The sequence below is a fragment of the Paenibacillus sp. FSL R5-0470 genome (genome assembly GCF_037975205.1).
Lineage (GTDB): Bacteria > Bacillota > Bacilli > Paenibacillales > Paenibacillaceae > Paenibacillus_AQ.
Window position 1 is genome coordinate 3,923,047 of record NZ_CP150238.1, and the last position, 16,642, is coordinate 3,939,688.

Annotated in this window: 12 protein-coding genes; 5 read left to right on the forward strand and 7 right to left on the reverse strand. The window is 43.6% G+C overall.

Translation table 11 applies throughout. From position 1 onward, the window contains the following. Nucleotides 1–46 precede the first annotated feature (46 nt). Nucleotides 47–874: a MerR family transcriptional regulator gene (locus MKY99_RS17220; RefSeq protein ID WP_339271692.1), complete on the forward strand. Its 828-nt coding sequence runs from the start codon at nucleotides 47–49 to the stop codon at nucleotides 872–874. A gap of 45 nt (nucleotides 875–919) precedes the next feature. After that, on the forward strand, nucleotides 920–1,948 hold the full coding sequence (locus MKY99_RS17225; RefSeq protein ID WP_339265239.1) for a serine hydrolase: 1,029 nt from the start codon (nucleotides 920–922) through the stop codon (nucleotides 1,946–1,948). Between the two features lie 82 nt (nucleotides 1,949–2,030). Here the strand turns inward: MKY99_RS17225 and MKY99_RS17230 are convergent, their stop codons facing one another. Then, the gene (locus tag MKY99_RS17230; protein WP_339265241.1) at nucleotides 2,031–2,420 is read right to left on the reverse strand and encodes a hypothetical protein; all 390 of its coding nucleotides are present in this window, start codon (nucleotides 2,418–2,420) and stop codon (nucleotides 2,031–2,033) included. Between the two features lie 139 nt (nucleotides 2,421–2,559). Continuing rightward, nucleotides 2,560–4,305, reverse strand: coding sequence for a beta-galactosidase family protein (locus tag MKY99_RS17235; RefSeq protein WP_339265243.1), 1,746 nt, complete (start codon nucleotides 4,303–4,305; stop codon nucleotides 2,560–2,562). A 153-nt stretch (nucleotides 4,306–4,458) separates the two neighbouring features. Between MKY99_RS17235 and MKY99_RS17240 the strand changes: the two genes are divergently transcribed. Continuing rightward, nucleotides 4,459–5,913, forward strand: a complete 1,455-nt coding sequence (locus MKY99_RS17240; protein ID WP_339265245.1) for a sulfatase-like hydrolase/transferase — start codon at nucleotides 4,459–4,461, stop codon at nucleotides 5,911–5,913. Between the two features lie 81 nt (nucleotides 5,914–5,994). Here MKY99_RS17240 and MKY99_RS17245 read toward each other — a convergent pair whose 3' ends face one another. From MKY99_RS17245 to MKY99_RS17265, 5 genes are all read right to left on the reverse strand, one after another. Beyond that, nucleotides 5,995–7,494, reverse strand: a complete 1,500-nt coding sequence (locus MKY99_RS17245) for an arylsulfatase (protein ID WP_339265247.1) — start codon at nucleotides 7,492–7,494, stop codon at nucleotides 5,995–5,997. 15 nt (nucleotides 7,495–7,509) lie between these two features. Then, nucleotides 7,510–9,405: a family 20 glycosylhydrolase gene (locus tag MKY99_RS17250; protein ID WP_339265249.1), complete on the reverse strand. Its 1,896-nt coding sequence runs from the start codon at nucleotides 9,403–9,405 to the stop codon at nucleotides 7,510–7,512. Between the two features lie 124 nt (nucleotides 9,406–9,529). Further along, the gene (locus MKY99_RS17255; RefSeq protein ID WP_076298789.1) at nucleotides 9,530–11,161 is read right to left on the reverse strand and encodes an extracellular solute-binding protein; all 1,632 of its coding nucleotides are present in this window, start codon (nucleotides 11,159–11,161) and stop codon (nucleotides 9,530–9,532) included. Between the two features lie 57 nt (nucleotides 11,162–11,218). Next, nucleotides 11,219–12,118 carry a carbohydrate ABC transporter permease gene (locus MKY99_RS17260; protein ID WP_052404326.1) on the reverse strand — a complete coding sequence of 300 codons (900 nt, stop codon included), beginning with the start codon at nucleotides 12,116–12,118 and terminating at the stop codon, nucleotides 11,219–11,221. Nucleotides 12,119–12,142: 24 nt separating this feature from the next. After that, nucleotides 12,143–13,111, reverse strand: coding sequence for an ABC transporter permease subunit (locus MKY99_RS17265; RefSeq protein ID WP_339265251.1), 969 nt, complete (start codon nucleotides 13,109–13,111; stop codon nucleotides 12,143–12,145). 250 nt (nucleotides 13,112–13,361) lie between these two features. On the opposite strand from MKY99_RS17265, the gene MKY99_RS17270 reads away from it, so the two are divergent. Next, nucleotides 13,362–14,801, forward strand: coding sequence for a response regulator (locus tag MKY99_RS17270; protein WP_339265253.1), 1,440 nt, complete (start codon nucleotides 13,362–13,364; stop codon nucleotides 14,799–14,801). Then, the gene (locus tag MKY99_RS17275) at nucleotides 14,788–16,566 is read left to right on the forward strand and encodes a histidine kinase (protein ID WP_339265255.1); all 1,779 of its coding nucleotides are present in this window, start codon (nucleotides 14,788–14,790) and stop codon (nucleotides 16,564–16,566) included. Before MKY99_RS17270 ends, MKY99_RS17275 begins: the two co-directional genes overlap by 14 nt. Nucleotides 16,567–16,642: the final 76 nt, after the last annotated feature.

A 16,642-nucleotide genomic window follows, 5' to 3' on the forward strand; every position in this document is an offset into this window, starting at 1 on the left:
CAAAGTCTATATATCATTAAATATCGAAGAAATGGAGATGAGATTGTTGCTGTCCATAGGAGAATTCTCGAAGATATGCGAAGTGTCAACCAAAACGCTGCGGTATTATGATGAAATTGGATTAATTCATCCCGATGAGATTAATCCCGAGAACGGTTATAGGTATTATTCCATCAAACAACTAACAAAAATGCTCTTTATCAATCGTTTGAAATCTTATCATTTCTCACTAGAAGAAATCAAAGATATTCTGGGATGGGAGCAGGATCATTTTGAAGAGAAGCTTAGTACAGCCCTAAATCTCAAAAAAAGAAAACTACAAGAGAAACTACGAACTTACGAATATACGTTAAAGCAAATTAATAGTGATGTTCTAAATTTAGAGAAAGGAATATCTATGATGTCCTACCTAAATAAGATAGAAGTGCAAATTGTTGAAACCAAACCAATGCATATTCTTTTTACACGTCAAATGTTGAGCAGTGATGATTATGCGCTTGGATATGGTAAGTATTTTAGCAAACTGTATGAAACTATTGCCACTGAAAAGCTGACCTTGCTGGGCACGCCAATAACAATTTATCACAGTGAGGAATATAATCCTGCCGGGAATGATACAGAGTTTGCCCTACCTATTGAGGAGATCGTAAATGGAACGAGGGAATTACGTGAAGGGCTGTGTGCGAAGTCTGTTTATAAGGGCCCTTATTCAGAATTAACATCGGTTTATGCGAAGCTCACAGAATGGATAGAAAATGAAGGTTATGAAATGGTGAACTCACCCTATGAAAAATATATAACAGATCCCACGCAGACTACTGATCCTCAGGATCTTGTTACTGAGGTGTATTTTCCAGTTAAGAAAAGATCGTAGCCACACTCATATTCACACCAAAATTTGATTAAAGGAGTTATCGATATGCACAGAAACAACTGGCCTACAAAAGACTGGCAAACTTCAGATCCGGCTACCTTAGGAATGGATACTGAACAACTTTCACAACTAGAAGCTAAGATTAAAACCGACTATAGTAATATAAACGGAATTGTAGTGGTGAGAAATGGATATATTGCCTATGAACAATACTTCAATGGCTATGGTCCGAATGATCTGCATCATGTGGCTTCTGTAACGAAAAGCATCTTATCCGCCCTCATTGGTATTGCCATTGATGCCGGCTTTATCAAGCATGTTGATCAGGAGGTGCTGGATTTTTTCCCCGACTATGTTCCCGACGATGCTGCTGCCAATCTACAAAAACGAGAAATCACTATACGCCATTTGCTCACCATGACAGCTCCCTATGCTTTTGAAGACTGGCACGAGCCACTGGAGCAACTCTGTAAATCGTCCGACTGGGTCAAATACACACTTGATATCCTTGGCCACCAAGGGAATGTTGGTGATTTTAAATATTCCACCGCAGGGGCGCATTTACTGTCAGCTATCATCACTCGTTCCACAGGAAAAAGTGCCCGTGAGTTTGCTAACGATCGATTATTCAGCCCTATCGGCATGACGGAAATCCCGGATTATGAGATGAAATCATTTGGGTTTGATGATTTATTTGGGGTAAATGTGAAGGGGTGGGTGGAAGACCCCAATCGTATCACCACAGGAGGATGGGGACTTACGTTGTCTCCACGTGATATGGCGCGTTTTGGTTTATTATATTTGAACCGTGGAAAATGGGAGAATAATCAGATCATTTCGGAGACATGGATTGAGGAATCAACAGCGATGAACCCTAATCATTACGGTTATATGTGGTGGGTACGCGAAGAAGACGGGGTTTACACCTATTCAGCGTTAGGTGATGGTGGTAATGTCATTTGCTGCATTCCAGAAAAAAAACTTGTCGTAGCCATCGCCTCAGAATTCACACTTCAGCCTCGTGACCGGTGGCCTCTGATTAAGGATTGTATTATTCCGTCTGTAGTAGAGTAAAGAAGATAGAAAACATGCTGGTTGCAACTTCATTAACATTTAAGAAGAGCAACCAGCTGTCTACACTCTAAATCATTTTGCTTCAAGGAAAAATAATATCGCCTTCGTTGCTGCTTACATCAAAAAATCCTACTTTGTGTTTTATAGCCAACTCCCGCATCGCCGTGTAAGCTTCGTCAGCTACGGAATACGCGAACGCCGCATAGATGACGGATGTGCCAAGCGAGTAGTCAGTCAACCGGTTATCCGTTCCGGCTTCCTCCATCGCCTCAAAAATCTCATCCTCTACATTCATATTAGGAAATTGCTCGGACAACTCACTATAAAAGCGTTGCAGCGCCTCCGATAAAACTGATGGATCATTATAGGCATGGTCTTCCGACCACTGCACTTGCTGCTCATACCACTTCATAAACACTGCTCTCTCTTGCGGTGCTTTAGACGTCTCGAACGCCATCAAATCATAACTCATTAGCAATCCTCCTCTAAACCACCCTAATCGTGCATTTTCAGTTCCTATAAATTGTTGGGCTGTTTTGATTATATATTAAAAATCATCAGACCCATACTATAGAATCATGATAATTACTCACCCATTAAATATTTAAATATCATGTGAGCTCAGGTGTATCTACAAAAGTAACCACTGGCTCCATTACGCCATGTAATTCAAACAAGATTAGTTCGTTCCCGCCTTGACGCAAAAGCGGTGCCGGTATGTAAAGCGTTTTTGTCGGACCCTCCTCCCAGTAACGACCTAGATTAAAGCCGTTTATAAAAACTTGACCTTTACTCCATCCGTCCAGCCGCAAAAAAGTATCCTCAGGCTTACTGACTTGAAAGCCCCCCCGGTAGAAAGTGGGCCGCTGACGTTCTTCGCAATCTATCGATGTGAATGATAATCCTTTAAGATTGGTTAAAGGCAAAGAACGAATAGTCCAATCATGCAAAAATTGATAGCCGAGTCTAACGCCACAGGTTATGCCCTTCGGATCACGAAGCAGAGGGCCATAATTTACGCGTCCCATGTTCTCCACAAGAATGTCGATTTGCAGTCCCTCAATCGGGACCTCTAATGAAATTCCTCGCGGATCCCAGCGTTCAACTGTACCGACAAAGGCCCCATTCGCGAATACAAGCGCACGATCGCGAACTTCTTGAAGAACGAGCTCCGTACTGCTGCGGGGTCCACTGATCTTCGTTGAATACAAGATAAATCCATAATCTTGACCCAGTTTCTCCATTGGCTCGGGACATGCTCTACGTTCTGGACGAGACAAAACGTCTAACTGAGTGAACAGTGGTGCTGCTTCTGTCATCAACACTTTCCCATAAGCTTGTGACTTTATTAACGGCGGTAATTCCAGTGGCGGCAACGTTACGTATTTCTCAATAATTTTTCTAGCTTCATAAAATTTTGCAGTTGGCTTACCCGATTCGTCCAGCAGTGTATCATAATCGTAGCTGGTTACGATGGGCTCATATTTGTCAAAAAAATTTGCCCCATTCATAAATCCAAAATTCGTCCCCCCATGAAACATGTAGAAGTTAACAGAGGCTCCTAGAGCCAGCATTTCATCCAAAGTCTCCGCTACTTCGGATTCGGGGCGGGTATTATGCGGTTTCATCCAGTGGTCAAACCATCCATTCCAGAATTCCATGCACATCAACGGCCCCGTAGGCTGATATTCACGTAATTTAGCAAAGGCTTCCTTTGCCCGTGAACCGAAATTTACGGTGGCGAACACTCCGTCGATCATACCGCCTTGAAGCATATGATCTTCAGCTCCATCTGAAGTAAACAGCAGAACGTCCATGCCGCGGGCGATCATTCCTGCTTTTAGATCATGCAGGTAAGTCTTATCACTCCCAAAGCTTCCATATTCGTTCTCTACCTGAAGGGCAAGCACAGGCCCACCGTTAGTGCTTAACAAAGGCCGCAGACGTGGAAGCAACTCATCGAAATAGGCATCCAACTTAGATAAATAGACGTTATCATTACAACGCAGCTGGATGTTATCGTCCGCAAGTAACCAAGCTGGCAATCCACCGAATTCCCATTCCGCACAAATATAAGGACTTGGCCGCAAAATCACGTGCAAACCAAGCTCTCCAGCAAGTCTAACGAAAGCATCGATGTCAGCAAATCCATCAAAATTGAAGGTCCCCTCCTCTGGTTCGTGTAAATTCCAAGGAATATAGGTTTCAACAGTATTTAATCCGCAAGCCTTCAGCTTCAGCAAACGATCCTGCCAATATTCCGGAACGATCCGGAAGTAATGAAGCGCACCAGAAAGCAACCGGATGGGTTGTTCGTCTAATATAAAATGATCCCCTGATATGGATAACTTCCGCATATAATTTCTCCTCCAACATTGAGATAGACTATTCAATTATAGGTAATAAAAATATCAACCCATATGGACAATTCTAATGAAATATATGGAGAATTCATTGGTTGCTAGAGGCTTTTGTGATGCTATAAACTATATTCATAGGAGGTTTTACGGATGTCAAAAAGAACTCATATTTGGTTAATTACCACAGATCAAATGCGTGCGGATGCACTAGGTATCGAGAACGCTTCCGTACTGACACCTGAGCTTGACAAGCTTGCTTCAGAAGGCACGCTCTTCACTGGAGCTTACTGCGCTAGTCCCGTTTGCACGCCCTCACGTTCCTCCATTTTTACTGGAAGGTACCCTCATGTCCATGGTGCTTGGAACATCGGTACTGCGCTTAGAGAAGACGAACTTACCTTGTGCGATCATTTAAAGACAGCGAATTATAAAACCATCGGTATAGGAAAGATGCACTTCCGTCCACAAATGAAGGGGGACTTTTCACAAGAATATGAAGATCCTGTTTATCGAGATCGCGGAAGAGCTTCTGATGGAAAGTACTACGGATTTGATGAACATCATATTACGGAAGACAATTGTATCGGGAAATATATGGAGTGGCTTAGAGAGCGCAACCCTGAAGCGGCAGAACGTTTCAGCAAGGACCGTTACAGAGCTTCTAATGCTCAAAACGATGTGTGGGAGAGCGAAATCCCTCCAGAGCTACACCAGTCATACTGGATTGCTGAACGGAGCATCGATGTGATCCTCTCTCACAAAACCGAACAACCGCTATTTTTATGGACCAGTTTCGTCGATCCACATCACCCCTTTGACCCTCCAAAAGCTTACGCGGATATGTACGCTGACACTGACATTCCATCTCCAGCCAGCGAGGCAGACGACGTGCATCTTCGTCCTCCACATCTGCTGCGTCAGAGTCAGGGAGGATATTGGCCTGGTGGCGGTGAGGAGCATTCTCTTAATGAAGCGCATATGAAACGGCTCACTCGAAATTATTATGCGATGATTACCTTCATTGATGAGCAGATCGGACGTATTATAAAAGCTTGGCGTCAAAAAGAAATATACGATGATGTAGTCATCCTCTTCACCAGCGACCACGGAGAACTGCTCGGTGACCATGGACTAATTTACAAGGGGCCGTGGTTTTATGAAGGGTTAACACGAATCCCGATGATCGTACGCGGTCCTGGGATTGCTTCCGGGCAACGGGTCCCTGCTTTAATGGAACATGTTGATATTGTCCCCACACTGCTTGCAGCCGCAGGTCTCAAAACTCCCTACGGAATTCAAGGTGTGTCACAGATGGAGGTGCTGGCTGGAAGAGAGTCCCATGTGCGTAATTCTGCCCTAACCGCTTATATTGCTCATGATCGCGGCATTAACGCTAAGTGTTTGCGTACAACACGCTATAAGCTGGTGATCTTCGCAGGTGAGACCTACGGTGAATTGTATGATTTGAAAAAGGATCCTCATGAAAACCACAATCGTTTTGAAGATCCCGATTATAGTGAAATTCGCCGTTCGATGGTAGAATTGCTCGTCCATCGAATGATTCAAGATCAGGACCCATTGCCTCAGCGCCGGAGTAGCTGGTAAATCAAAACACATGCTAAACTCCTTAATCTTTCCGTAACAGACGAAGGACAACCTGAATGTTCAGGTTGTCCTTCGTTAAGATCATTTCCCCAATTCGGATGCCTTTAGAATATGAGAAATTGGACGTCCGGCAATCAATTCGCCGTTGTTTACAAACCCTTCCTCTCGTCCCTCAAGCTCGTGAATAAGACGCTCTCTCCATTCACGTATACGCTCTAAATTATCGGTACATCCGATTGCATTAACCTTCTCTAAGGGATCGGTCACTAGGTTAAAGTACTGCTCTTCGCCTGTCTGAGAATACCATATGAATTTCTCTCTTCCATCCGTTAAAAAGTGGTGAGACTTTTCTCCATAGGCTTGCTCCCCATGAATATAAGACCGCCACACTATCTGATCTCCCTTACACAGCGGCAACACACTTTGCCCTTCTACTGTAACTGGTATTTGGACGCCAGCAGCTTCAAGAAACGTCGGCATAATATCGCGAAGCTCTACAATGGAATCAAGCCGGGAGCCTGCAAGAAGTCCAAGCGTTTCTCCCGGATCAAACACTATGAAAGGAATCTTAGCACTTCCTTCATAAGGAAGTGATTTGCGGAAGTAATGATGATCCCCCATCATTTCACCATGATCAGAAGTAAATAGAATCAAAGTTTCATTTAAAACTCCATATTCCTGCAGCCCATTGATCAACCTCCCAATTTGGTCGTCAAGATGCGTTATTAGTGCATAATATGCGGCACGGGCACGATCCAATCTGCGCTCTGGCAAATGAGTGAACGAAGATGTTGGATCCTTAGCACTGTTTAAAGCTGCATTCTCGTTCACCCAATCTCCGACTGGAGGATCAGGAATTTCCAAATCCATGTACATATCTAGATAACTTTGCGGCGGATCCAAGGGGGAATGTGGGCGAACGAAGGAGGACCATAGGAAAAATGGTTTTCCAGGGTCTCTTCTTCGTAAGAAGTCTAGCGATTCGGTTACGCACCAATTCGTTGGATGCATCGATTCCGGCAAATGCCAGGGGCGGGCAACCGTTGAGGCATTGCAATCAAGTCCTAAGTCAGTGATATCCGAATTGGCATTGGTTTGTCTTCGCAGCCACTGTAAATAATCGTCCACTTGATCATAGTGTTCATCATATATGGCTTGGCTCTTGTCCCGATTGTAGTGAAGATATCCATCATGAAGCACAACATTATGGAATCCACATAGATTACGTGCAGGATACACATGCATCTTGCCAACACACTGCGTATGATAACCAGCTTGAGCAAGCTCTCCGGCAATCGTATGGGCGTAATTCCATTCAACCTTATCCTGATACCCCACCCGCCCATGTGATCGTTGGCCCATTCCTGTCATGATAGCAGCCCTCGCGGGAATACAACTCGGGGTAGCTGAGTAAGCGTGTTCAAATAATATCCCTCTTGATGCAAGAGAATCCAGGTTGGGTGTCTCAACAACGGGATGTCCCATGATGCTCAGGCAATCAAAACGCATCTGATCCACTGTGATAAGCATAAGGTTGGGCCGCTTTGAGCCATTTTGATGGTCCAGATTTGTGTCAATCATAACCTCACTCCCTTCTTATACTCCTGCGATGACGGACGGTGTTGCGATCGTGTGCCACAAATTCGCACTTATCGCCCTTGGGCCGTCATCGTCAACGAGACCGTCGAACGTCAGTAGCTCCTCTTCTAATTCAGCTATCTGTTCCACTTTCCCTTCGACATAACTATTGATTCGATGGATAGCCGTCCTAATCCTCTGAAGCATACCTCCCATACGAAGATCAAAAACATCAAGACCAAACACCTTATTTTCCAGCTCCCATTGCACCCGATAGTCATCCATAAATCGAACGGCTAAATCTGATAGTTCTGGCAAAGTCACCTTGGTAAAATGAGCCAATTCCTCAACATTCCCTCGATGATAAGCATCACGTATGGAAATCCCGATTTCGCTCTTTATCGCAAGCAAGCGACACAAGCTGGCTTGTACAGAGAATAAGGATTGCCAAGGCGAATTCCGAGTAATCGCCTGTTCAAGCATTTTCGCACTTTGCTGATAATGCTTCGAATACACGCTAGGAATAACATGTCGATCGAACAAACCACACAAAACATCTTGATAAAGCAAGTATTTAGCCGGATTGATGGAACATCCCCCCGGTGCCGAATTACCTGGAACCAGGTTAGCCGCATCGAGTGCCATAAAGTCATCATAATGGCCTTTCACGCAGCTACTGAATCTTTCTTTGACATGATTCTCCACGAAACCTCCCGTGTAGCACAGCTCCGCCCAAAGTTGAAGGGTAGGAAGAACCGAGAAGACGGAAGCTTCAGCACCATTATCTCCCCATGCGGTAATCAGCGCTTCTTGAATTCCATGCTTAACACAGCTATCATGAGCCAGCAGACTGACTTTGCGGCTGAATTCATTGTTTGGAGCGAAGCCCATCCATTTCCAAGCACCACCTGCAAATCCAATATGATCATTCAGCTGCTTATGTTTGCGTAACATTCCGTCGTATTTCTCCTGCGTTTCCGAATAGTAATCCCAATAGATCAAGGTAACATCTTCAGGAATCAGCTTAACAATATCGGGGCTGATTGGACTTTCAGCATCGTAATATTCTCCGGAACTGGCCAGACGGAAAAACATGTCGCTCCACATCATCGTACGGAAACCATATTTCCTGGCGATTTCCATAACAGTACTAAAGTGTTTTAACATCAAGGAGGATCGATCTTGATACCCATGCTTGTCTAGATATTTACCAAGTCCCATCATATGCGCTTCGTCCATCCCAATATTTATGCGGCGACTGCTTACATGGGTCGCCATGAAAGCGAACATTCGATCAATTAACTCGTAAGTTCTCGGATCATCAATGAGGAGAATGTCTTGGAAATCCACTAGCAGTGCATGTGCTTGCCATTTCAATGCTTGACCCAGATGAGCCAGCGTCTGGATACAAGGAACTAATTCTATACCAAATAACGCGGCATACTGGTCCATCTCCCGAATTTGCTCCCCTGTATATCGACCTCTTAAATAACCGAAATAAGGATACCCCTCAAGTTCGTAGGTGTCTTCCGTATACAGTTGAACCGTTGAATATCCCATAAGCGCTAAGCGCCGAATCAATTCCTTATATCCTTCATGATTAAGAACAGCATTTCTTGAGCAGTCTACCATGAAACCTAGCTGTTCATAAACCGGCATTTCATTAATTTCAACTCTCTCACCACGACGTAAATTCTCTAGCAATCGGCTGAGTGCCCGGATCAACTGATGTTCCTGTTCATACTCAATAGTGGCCTGAATCTCATCGTAAGATATTCGAATGCCCTTCCCTTGTTTCTTACAATTTACTGGAATCCCTGACCGTTCTATTCGAATACTCAATATTCCCGCTACTTCTGAAACAGCTGCTAACTGTTTCTCGGTTAACCCTGTCAAGTGAATGCTATGTATCATAGACTTTACCCTCCTAATCTTATTATAAGTATGCGATCAGTAGCGCCGCACATTCTTGGTTCTTCTTCAAATCATTAAACGGAAGATCCGGGCTGCTTCAGCCCGGATCTTCTCTATCCATCGATTATTCAATACCTTGTTCTTTGGCCTTCGCATTTACTTCTTCTATCATTTTATCAAGACCTTTAGCCTTATAATCGTTCACAATGTTATTCCAATAACTCTCCACGGGTTCTTTGGAAAGCATGATCTTAAGCAGATCATCATGGTCCAGCACAGTAAATTTATCCTTTGTTGGGGTGGACAAATATGTTAACCGAATGTCGTATTCTGGAACCTTCGTATTGTTCTGAATCCAATCGATATAATCGACAGCTTCTTTGCGGATCCCTTCGTTAGCGATCGTCGGGTTATCCATGTTATAGCTATCGGAAGTTTCATAAGCCACCAAATTTTTTAGAAATCTACTAGCTGGATACTTCTCATTTAATGAACCCTTTTCAATGACAACCTTCTGCCCATTTTCGATCTTGTAATCGACACCTTCAATGCCATAAGTCAACAGGTCCTTGCCTTCAGGAGACAACACATAATCATAGAGTGCCATGATGCGATCCATCTTTTTATCGTCAACCTTATTGCTGAAATAACTTTCCGACCAGTACGTTTTAAAAATAGCATGTGAGCGTTCACCATCAGGTCCAATAAGTGGCTTGAGTGCCTTTACGCTCTCCATGATATCCTTATCCGGATAAGCTGTTTTCCAGCGTTTTTCATACATATCGCTATTTAAATTTATAAAACCGCCACCGCTTAGAAGAGCAGCTGCTTTACCTGCTACGAAATTGTCATAAGACTCTGCAGGCTTTACAAGCGCGATGTCTGGATCGATCAAACCTTTTTCGTACATATTCTTCATGTTTTGTAACGCCGGAAGCGCATTTTTCGAAAATACAGCGGGTATAAACTTACCGTCCTCTTTGATCCATTTAAAGTCACTGCCGCTTCCATCACTCGTTGCGACCGGGTTACCGTACAACCAGAAGAATCCGCCCAGCATCTTGGTAGTTGTCGTCGTAAGACCGGTAATATGCTTACCTTCCGGATCCGACTTCACGATTGCATCAAGCATAGCTTCAAACTCTTCCCAGGTCTCGGGTTCTTTAGTGATTCCAGCTTTTTGAGCAAGATCCCATCGATAGAACACCATACGATCGAGTGCGCTCCAATCGACACTCGGGAACATCCGGCGAGGAACGGTATAATACTTTCCGTCTACACCTAAACCTTTAATGTCCGGTGATTCAAAGTATTTTGCAAGGTTAGGATACTTGGAAAGATCCGGAAGTGCTTTGACAACACCTTGTTCAACCCATTTACGCTGATATTGCGTACCGACAGCGTCGATCGCGAAAATATCAGGCAATTGACCGGAAGCAGCCCACATTTGAATCTTCTGGGTATAGTCATCCCAGGTCATATTGACAGGTTTTAATGTAATGTTGAATTTTTCTAATACTTGTTTGGCGATCGGGTCTTTTTCGATGTTAGCAATTTCAGCATCCGCGTCCCAGAAACCAAGAGAAATGGTCATTGGATCCTTGTAAGGGTTGTCCGTGGAATTAGAAGAATCCGGAGATACTTCACCGTTTGATGCCGCCTGCCCTTTGTCGTTATTGCCTCCACCACAAGCCGTGAGCACCGAAGCCAATAAAGTTATGCATAATGCCAGTGTCATCATTTTCTTTCTAAGCATGCTTGAAACCTCCCTTTATACTATTTTAGGATAGAATCAATCTATTTAAAATCTTTCTTATCCTTTTATCGAACCAACCATAATGCCTTTATTAAAATGCTTCTGCAGGAACGGATAAACAACAATAATCGGAATACTCGAAACTACAATTGCTGCCATTTGAAGTGCAGGTGTGTAGACCTTCCCCGTCTGCTCCTGCTCGGCCATCGTCTGTGCCATTTGACTTAGCAAGGAATTCGAAGTAATGAGTGTCTCACGTAAATAAATCTGAAGCGGGGCCTTTGAAGCGTCACTGATAAAGATCAACGCGTACCACCATTCATTCCATCTTTCCACGGCATAGAACAAAGCAAAGGTCGCCATGAATGGGGCAGAGATCGGAATAATGATTTTGTAAAGGATGTACAGATCATTTGCCCCATCCAGCTTAGCTGACTCTTCCAGACTTTCTGGAATCGTGTTGAAATAGTTTTTCATAATGATCAGGTAAAACGTATTGAGACCGGCGGGGATGATCATGACGAGTATATTGTTTACGAATCCTAGATCTTTAACGACTAGATAAAAGGGAATTAAACCGCCATTGAAAAACATAGTGAACAAGATCAAACTAAGCATTATGTTTCTTCCCGGCATGCCCCGCTTGGATAATGCGTATGCTCCCGCTACAGAGATCGTCATGCTGAACAACACGCCAACCGCCGTTACGATGACAGAATTTAAAATCGAAGTCCAAAACTTCATATCCTGAAGCAGCAGCTTGTATGCCGACAGGTCAAACGAAAGCGGAAAAATATAAAAATCGCTTTTACTAATCGCTTCGAACTTTGCAACTGAGATAATAAGAACATTATAGAAGGGAAAAAATGTTACTAGTGCTAGAAGCCCCAGAACCACGAATGCGACGATATCGAAGACACTCCATTTTTTTCTCTTTTTAACCGTTGTGTCGGTCACTTGCTTCTCCCCTTTTCCTGCAAATTAATACAGTCCTTCCTCGCCCATCTTCTTAGCGAACGTATTGGCCGCCCATAAAAGGATTAGGCTGATAATGGACTTGACGACACCCACGGCGGTCATATATCCAAAGTCTCCCCCAATCGTGAATGAAGTCCGATAAATGTATGTATCGATCGTGTCGGCAACCGAATATACCGGTGAACTATACAGATTGAATATTTGCTCGAAGCTCGAACCTTGCGTCAATAATTGTCCAACTTGAAGAATTAACAAAACTGCGACGGTACTCTTCAAGCCCGGCCATGCGATATTTAACAGACGGCGAAACCGGTTCGCTCCGTCCACTTCCGCCGCTTCAAACAGCTCAGGATTGATCCCTGCAAGCGCCGCTAAGTAAATGATTGAATCCCAACCGATCTCTCGCCACACATGTGTGATAAACAGAACGGGTCTGAATGCACTTTCATCTACAAGCGGAGAATTTGGATCCCCGCCAAACAACATGATGATCTGGTTATAAATCCCGTCCTTGCTTAAAATATTGATGATAATCCCCGACAGTACAACCCACGATATAAAATGCGGGAACGTCAGGATCGTCTGAAAAAACCGCTTCATTTTTGTCCTGGAAAACTCATATAAAACAATCGCCAGGATAATGGGCATCGGAAAATGAGTGATCAGCTTCATTAAGCTGATAATGACCGTGTTCCAAAAGGCCCTGCGAAAATCCGGGTCGGTCAACAACGTTTGAAAATTCTCTAAGCCAATCCAGGGACTTCCCAGGATCCCCTTACTGTAATCAAAGGATTTGAATGCTAACGTTACACCGTACATGGGAGCATAGCTGAAGAGGGCGTACCAGATTAACACCGGTAGAACCATGAGGTAAAAATACTTGTACTGTAAAATCGTTTTTCCTAAGCTTTGCTTAGGAGCCCGAGTCTTTAAGCTTCGCTTAGGCGTACGAGCGGTTACAGAATCAGCCAATCTTCTCCCCACCTTTCTGTATGAGATTGTTTATGCTTGTAAGCGATTTATATGGTAAATTATATCGGGAGTGTAAATTATCTTGTATAGAGGATACAACTCCGGTCATGTGGATTTTTCACACCTTTGTGGGTGACCTTCCTGTGACACGTAATATCGGACATAGTGAGCGTAAGATAGTCCATACCCCCCTTGATCCACAATCGCTAGGATAAATCTAAGAGCTCCATATAGAAAGGGGGATTCACTTATGCGTTCAGTGATTATTGCAGATGATGAGAAGTGGATTGTAGAGGGAATTAAAGCAGGAGTGAATTGGAAGAAATACGGCTTTGAAGTGATCGACGATGCCGAAAACGGGCAAGAAGCCCTGCAATTAATTCAATCGCTTCGCCCCACCCTTGTTCTAACAGATATTAAAATGCCTGTAATGAATGGGCTAGAGCTCATTCAACGTGGTAAAGCCATCGCACCTGATACAATTTTCATCGTACTCAGCGGACATGCAGAGTTCGCTTATGCACAAAAAGCGATGAATTATGGCACGTTCGGATACTGCCTGAAACCTTTTGAAATCGAAGAAATCGAAGGAATGCTTAACCGAATAGCCCAGCAACACGAATCGAAGGTGGTTAAAGAAAGCCCTGTCCATGACTTCGAACTATATGAAGCGGTTTGTTCCGGAGATCTTGAACGAATCAGCTTACGGTTGGACGAGAAGCGAATACCCTTGTCGGAAGATCGCCCTCATATCCCCATTGTTATCCAAGGGTTAAGTTCGCCCGCAGATGTCGGGCAATTCTCTTCCTTGGTCTTCCCGATGAGTCGCCGACGTCATGGTTACTTATTGGAAGAGTGCCAATACGAAGTCTTCCTTCGGGGTCTTGAACATACAGAGGTTGTGCAAGAATGCGGGGTCGGGATCGGTCCTCCTATTTCGGATATACATCAACTGGATGCGGCTTTAGAATCCGCTTCTCATGCTGCTTTCAGTATGTTTGCAACGGGGATGCCTGGATGTTATCGCGTGAATCCACAACAGGAAATACCGATCGACGAAAAGCTCAAAGAGATCTCCCGGATTCTTCATAATAAAGACCGGCTCGGTTTTATAGCAGCCATGGAATCGATAAAGAAATTATTCAAAGAGGGAACGTTCACCATTAAAGAAGCCTATTTGCTCTACACATCGATCCTCTACTTATTTCCTCGGGAAGGGACTCGGGTTAACGGCCGTTTTTTTGAAGGATATGAACAGCTCTATTATCGATACGGTACGGCTGAAGCTATGATCGATGATTTGATTCTTATGACGCTTGATATTTTTATGAACAGAAACGAAACTGATATTTCACGAATTTCAAACCACAAAGTCAAAGAAATCATGTTGTACATCCGCAACCACTTCAATCAAGAAATCTCGATTCAACATTTAGCCAATCAGTTTTTCTTAAGTCCAAATTACTTATGCCAATTATTCAAGAAAGAAGTCGGCGAGACCATCATCGAACATATCAGTCGATTAAGAATTGAATACGCTTGTAAAATGCTGGTCGAGACCGACCTTTCCATTTACCAAATCGGTGAGAAATGCGGTTTTCAGGATTATTTCTACTTCACACGAATTTTTAAACGGCATCTCAAAATGACACCTACGCAATATAGGGAACAAAGCAATGAAGACATTTAAGAGATTATCCATCCGTACTCAGGTTCTGTTATTTGGTTTATTTATTGTTGCCATTATCCCAATCATCGTTTCACGAGTCTACCAACTTTCAAGCGAGACCATCATTAATCAAAATACGCAATACAATACGGAGCTGGTCTCCCTCCTCAAGCAACGGATTTCTAACAACTATGCCAACGTTTCTTCCATGATGATGAATGTAGGATACGATTCGACCGTCCAAAAGTTCCTAGTCGAGAATGATAAGCTTCGAGGCTACGACCTATCCCAAAAGGTAGAGGGGCTATTGAGTATCGCGCGAAATATGAATACGGACATTTTAGATATTATTGTTATCGGTAACTCTAACACACGTATTTCATTAGCGGGAAGAACCAAATATGCTGTCGATCTTATGAAGACGGCTGGGGATGATGGAATCGTTCATTATCGCGGATACAGTCCTCCAGACAAGGTCATCGACAAGAGAAAATTACTGTTCGGGATGAACATCTTTGCTTCAGGTGACACTTCCCTATATGGCGAAAAAATTGGCTACATCGCAGTTATTGTGGATATGAAGGCTATTCAAACTGAAATTTCAGAGTACCCTCGATTAGTCGGAACCAGCTTTTTTATGATGGATGATAAAGGGCTGATCTACTCAAATAGTGATGAGCCGGAGGACATGCTCCAGCAGTTTCAAACTCGGGCAACTGGAAAGGATGGAGAGTCAATCGTCGAAACAGTTAACGGAAAGAAATATGCAATTCAGTCCTTTATCTTACCGGAGATCTCTGGAAAAATTATAACCGCTGTTCCTGTCCATAATTTAATGAAAGAACTGGAGAAATTAAAGAAGGTCAGCTATGCTCTTCTAGCATTAATCTTATTGGTCGTCTCTATTCCCTACTCTGTACTCATGATGAATCTCTTAAGACCGTTGTCTAGGCTTATGCGCTATATGAATCAATTAAAAGGCGGAAGTCTAGGTATATTGAACAACAAGGTCGATTTAAAAGGCTATGCTGAAATTGAAATCATCTCTCGACAGTTCAATGATATGACAACGCGGATTCACGATTTGACGGACCAATTAATCGATGCAAACACCCAGCTTTACCAGACAGATCTGGAAAAGCAACGTGCCGAATACTCGTATTTGCAAAGTCAAATTAATCCCCATTTCTTAAGCAATACTTTAGATACAATCAAAGGTGTTGCGATCGTAAAAGGAAATCGGGAAATCTACGAAATGACTACCGCCTTAAGCACAATGCTCAAGTACAGCATCAAGGGCAAAGAGGAGGTAACTCTTGGAGAAGAACTGAAAATCGCAGAATCTTGTGTGAGGATTTACCAAGGCCGTTTCCCTGACAAATTCAGTTACAAGCTGTTCTGTCCACAGGAATGGTTACACATTCCCGTACCTAAAATGATCCTTCAACCTATTGTCGAAAATGCGCTTGGTCATGGACTTGAGGCTCAAGGTCAGGGAGTCTTGCTGATCACAGTAGAGAAAAGCGAAGCGGGACTGCTTGAAATCGCTGTAGAAGATAATGGTGTAGGCATCGTTGCTGCGAGACTGGAACAGCTAACCGAGCTGCTAGCTGGTAAGAACATAGAATCCGGTGATCATATCGGGCTCCTAAACGTCAATAACCGTTTAAATCTTAAGTACGGTGATCCCTGCGGCGTTCTGCTGTACAGTAAGGAGGGTAGTGGGACGAAAACCGTTTTGAGGCTTCCCGGGGCTTTAATTGATCAGCAAGAAGCCAGAGAATAAAAAAGGAGGTTGCCCATTCAGGGGCAGCCTCCTTCTCAGTTGTCTTTCTTTCCTCATTCAAAGGGACAACTCTAAG

Excerpts from the sequence above, each read along its gene's own strand:
- MKY99_RS17230 (WP_339265241.1), bottom strand. The coding sequence starts at position 2,420 with ATGAGTTATGATTTGATGGCGTTCGAGACGTCTAAAGCACCGCAAGAG.
- MKY99_RS17255 (WP_076298789.1), bottom strand. The coding sequence starts at position 11,161 with ATGCTTAGAAAGAAAATGATGACACTGGCATTATGCATAACTTTATTG.
- MKY99_RS17245 (WP_339265247.1), bottom strand. The coding sequence starts at position 7,494 with ATGATTGACACAAATCTGGACCATCAAAATGGCTCAAAGCGGCCCAAC.
- MKY99_RS17250 (WP_339265249.1), bottom strand. The coding sequence starts at position 9,405 with ATGATACATAGCATTCACTTGACAGGGTTAACCGAGAAACAGTTAGCA.
- MKY99_RS17235 (WP_339265243.1), bottom strand. The coding sequence starts at position 4,305 with ATGCGGAAGTTATCCATATCAGGGGATCATTTTATATTAGACGAACAA.
- MKY99_RS17275 (WP_339265255.1), top strand. The coding sequence starts at position 14,788 with ATGAAGACATTTAAGAGATTATCCATCCGTACTCAGGTTCTGTTATTT.
- MKY99_RS17240 (WP_339265245.1), top strand. The coding sequence starts at position 4,459 with ATGTCAAAAAGAACTCATATTTGGTTAATTACCACAGATCAAATGCGT.
- MKY99_RS17270 (WP_339265253.1), top strand. The coding sequence starts at position 13,362 with ATGCGTTCAGTGATTATTGCAGATGATGAGAAGTGGATTGTAGAGGGA.
- MKY99_RS17225 (WP_339265239.1), top strand. The coding sequence starts at position 920 with ATGCACAGAAACAACTGGCCTACAAAAGACTGGCAAACTTCAGATCCG.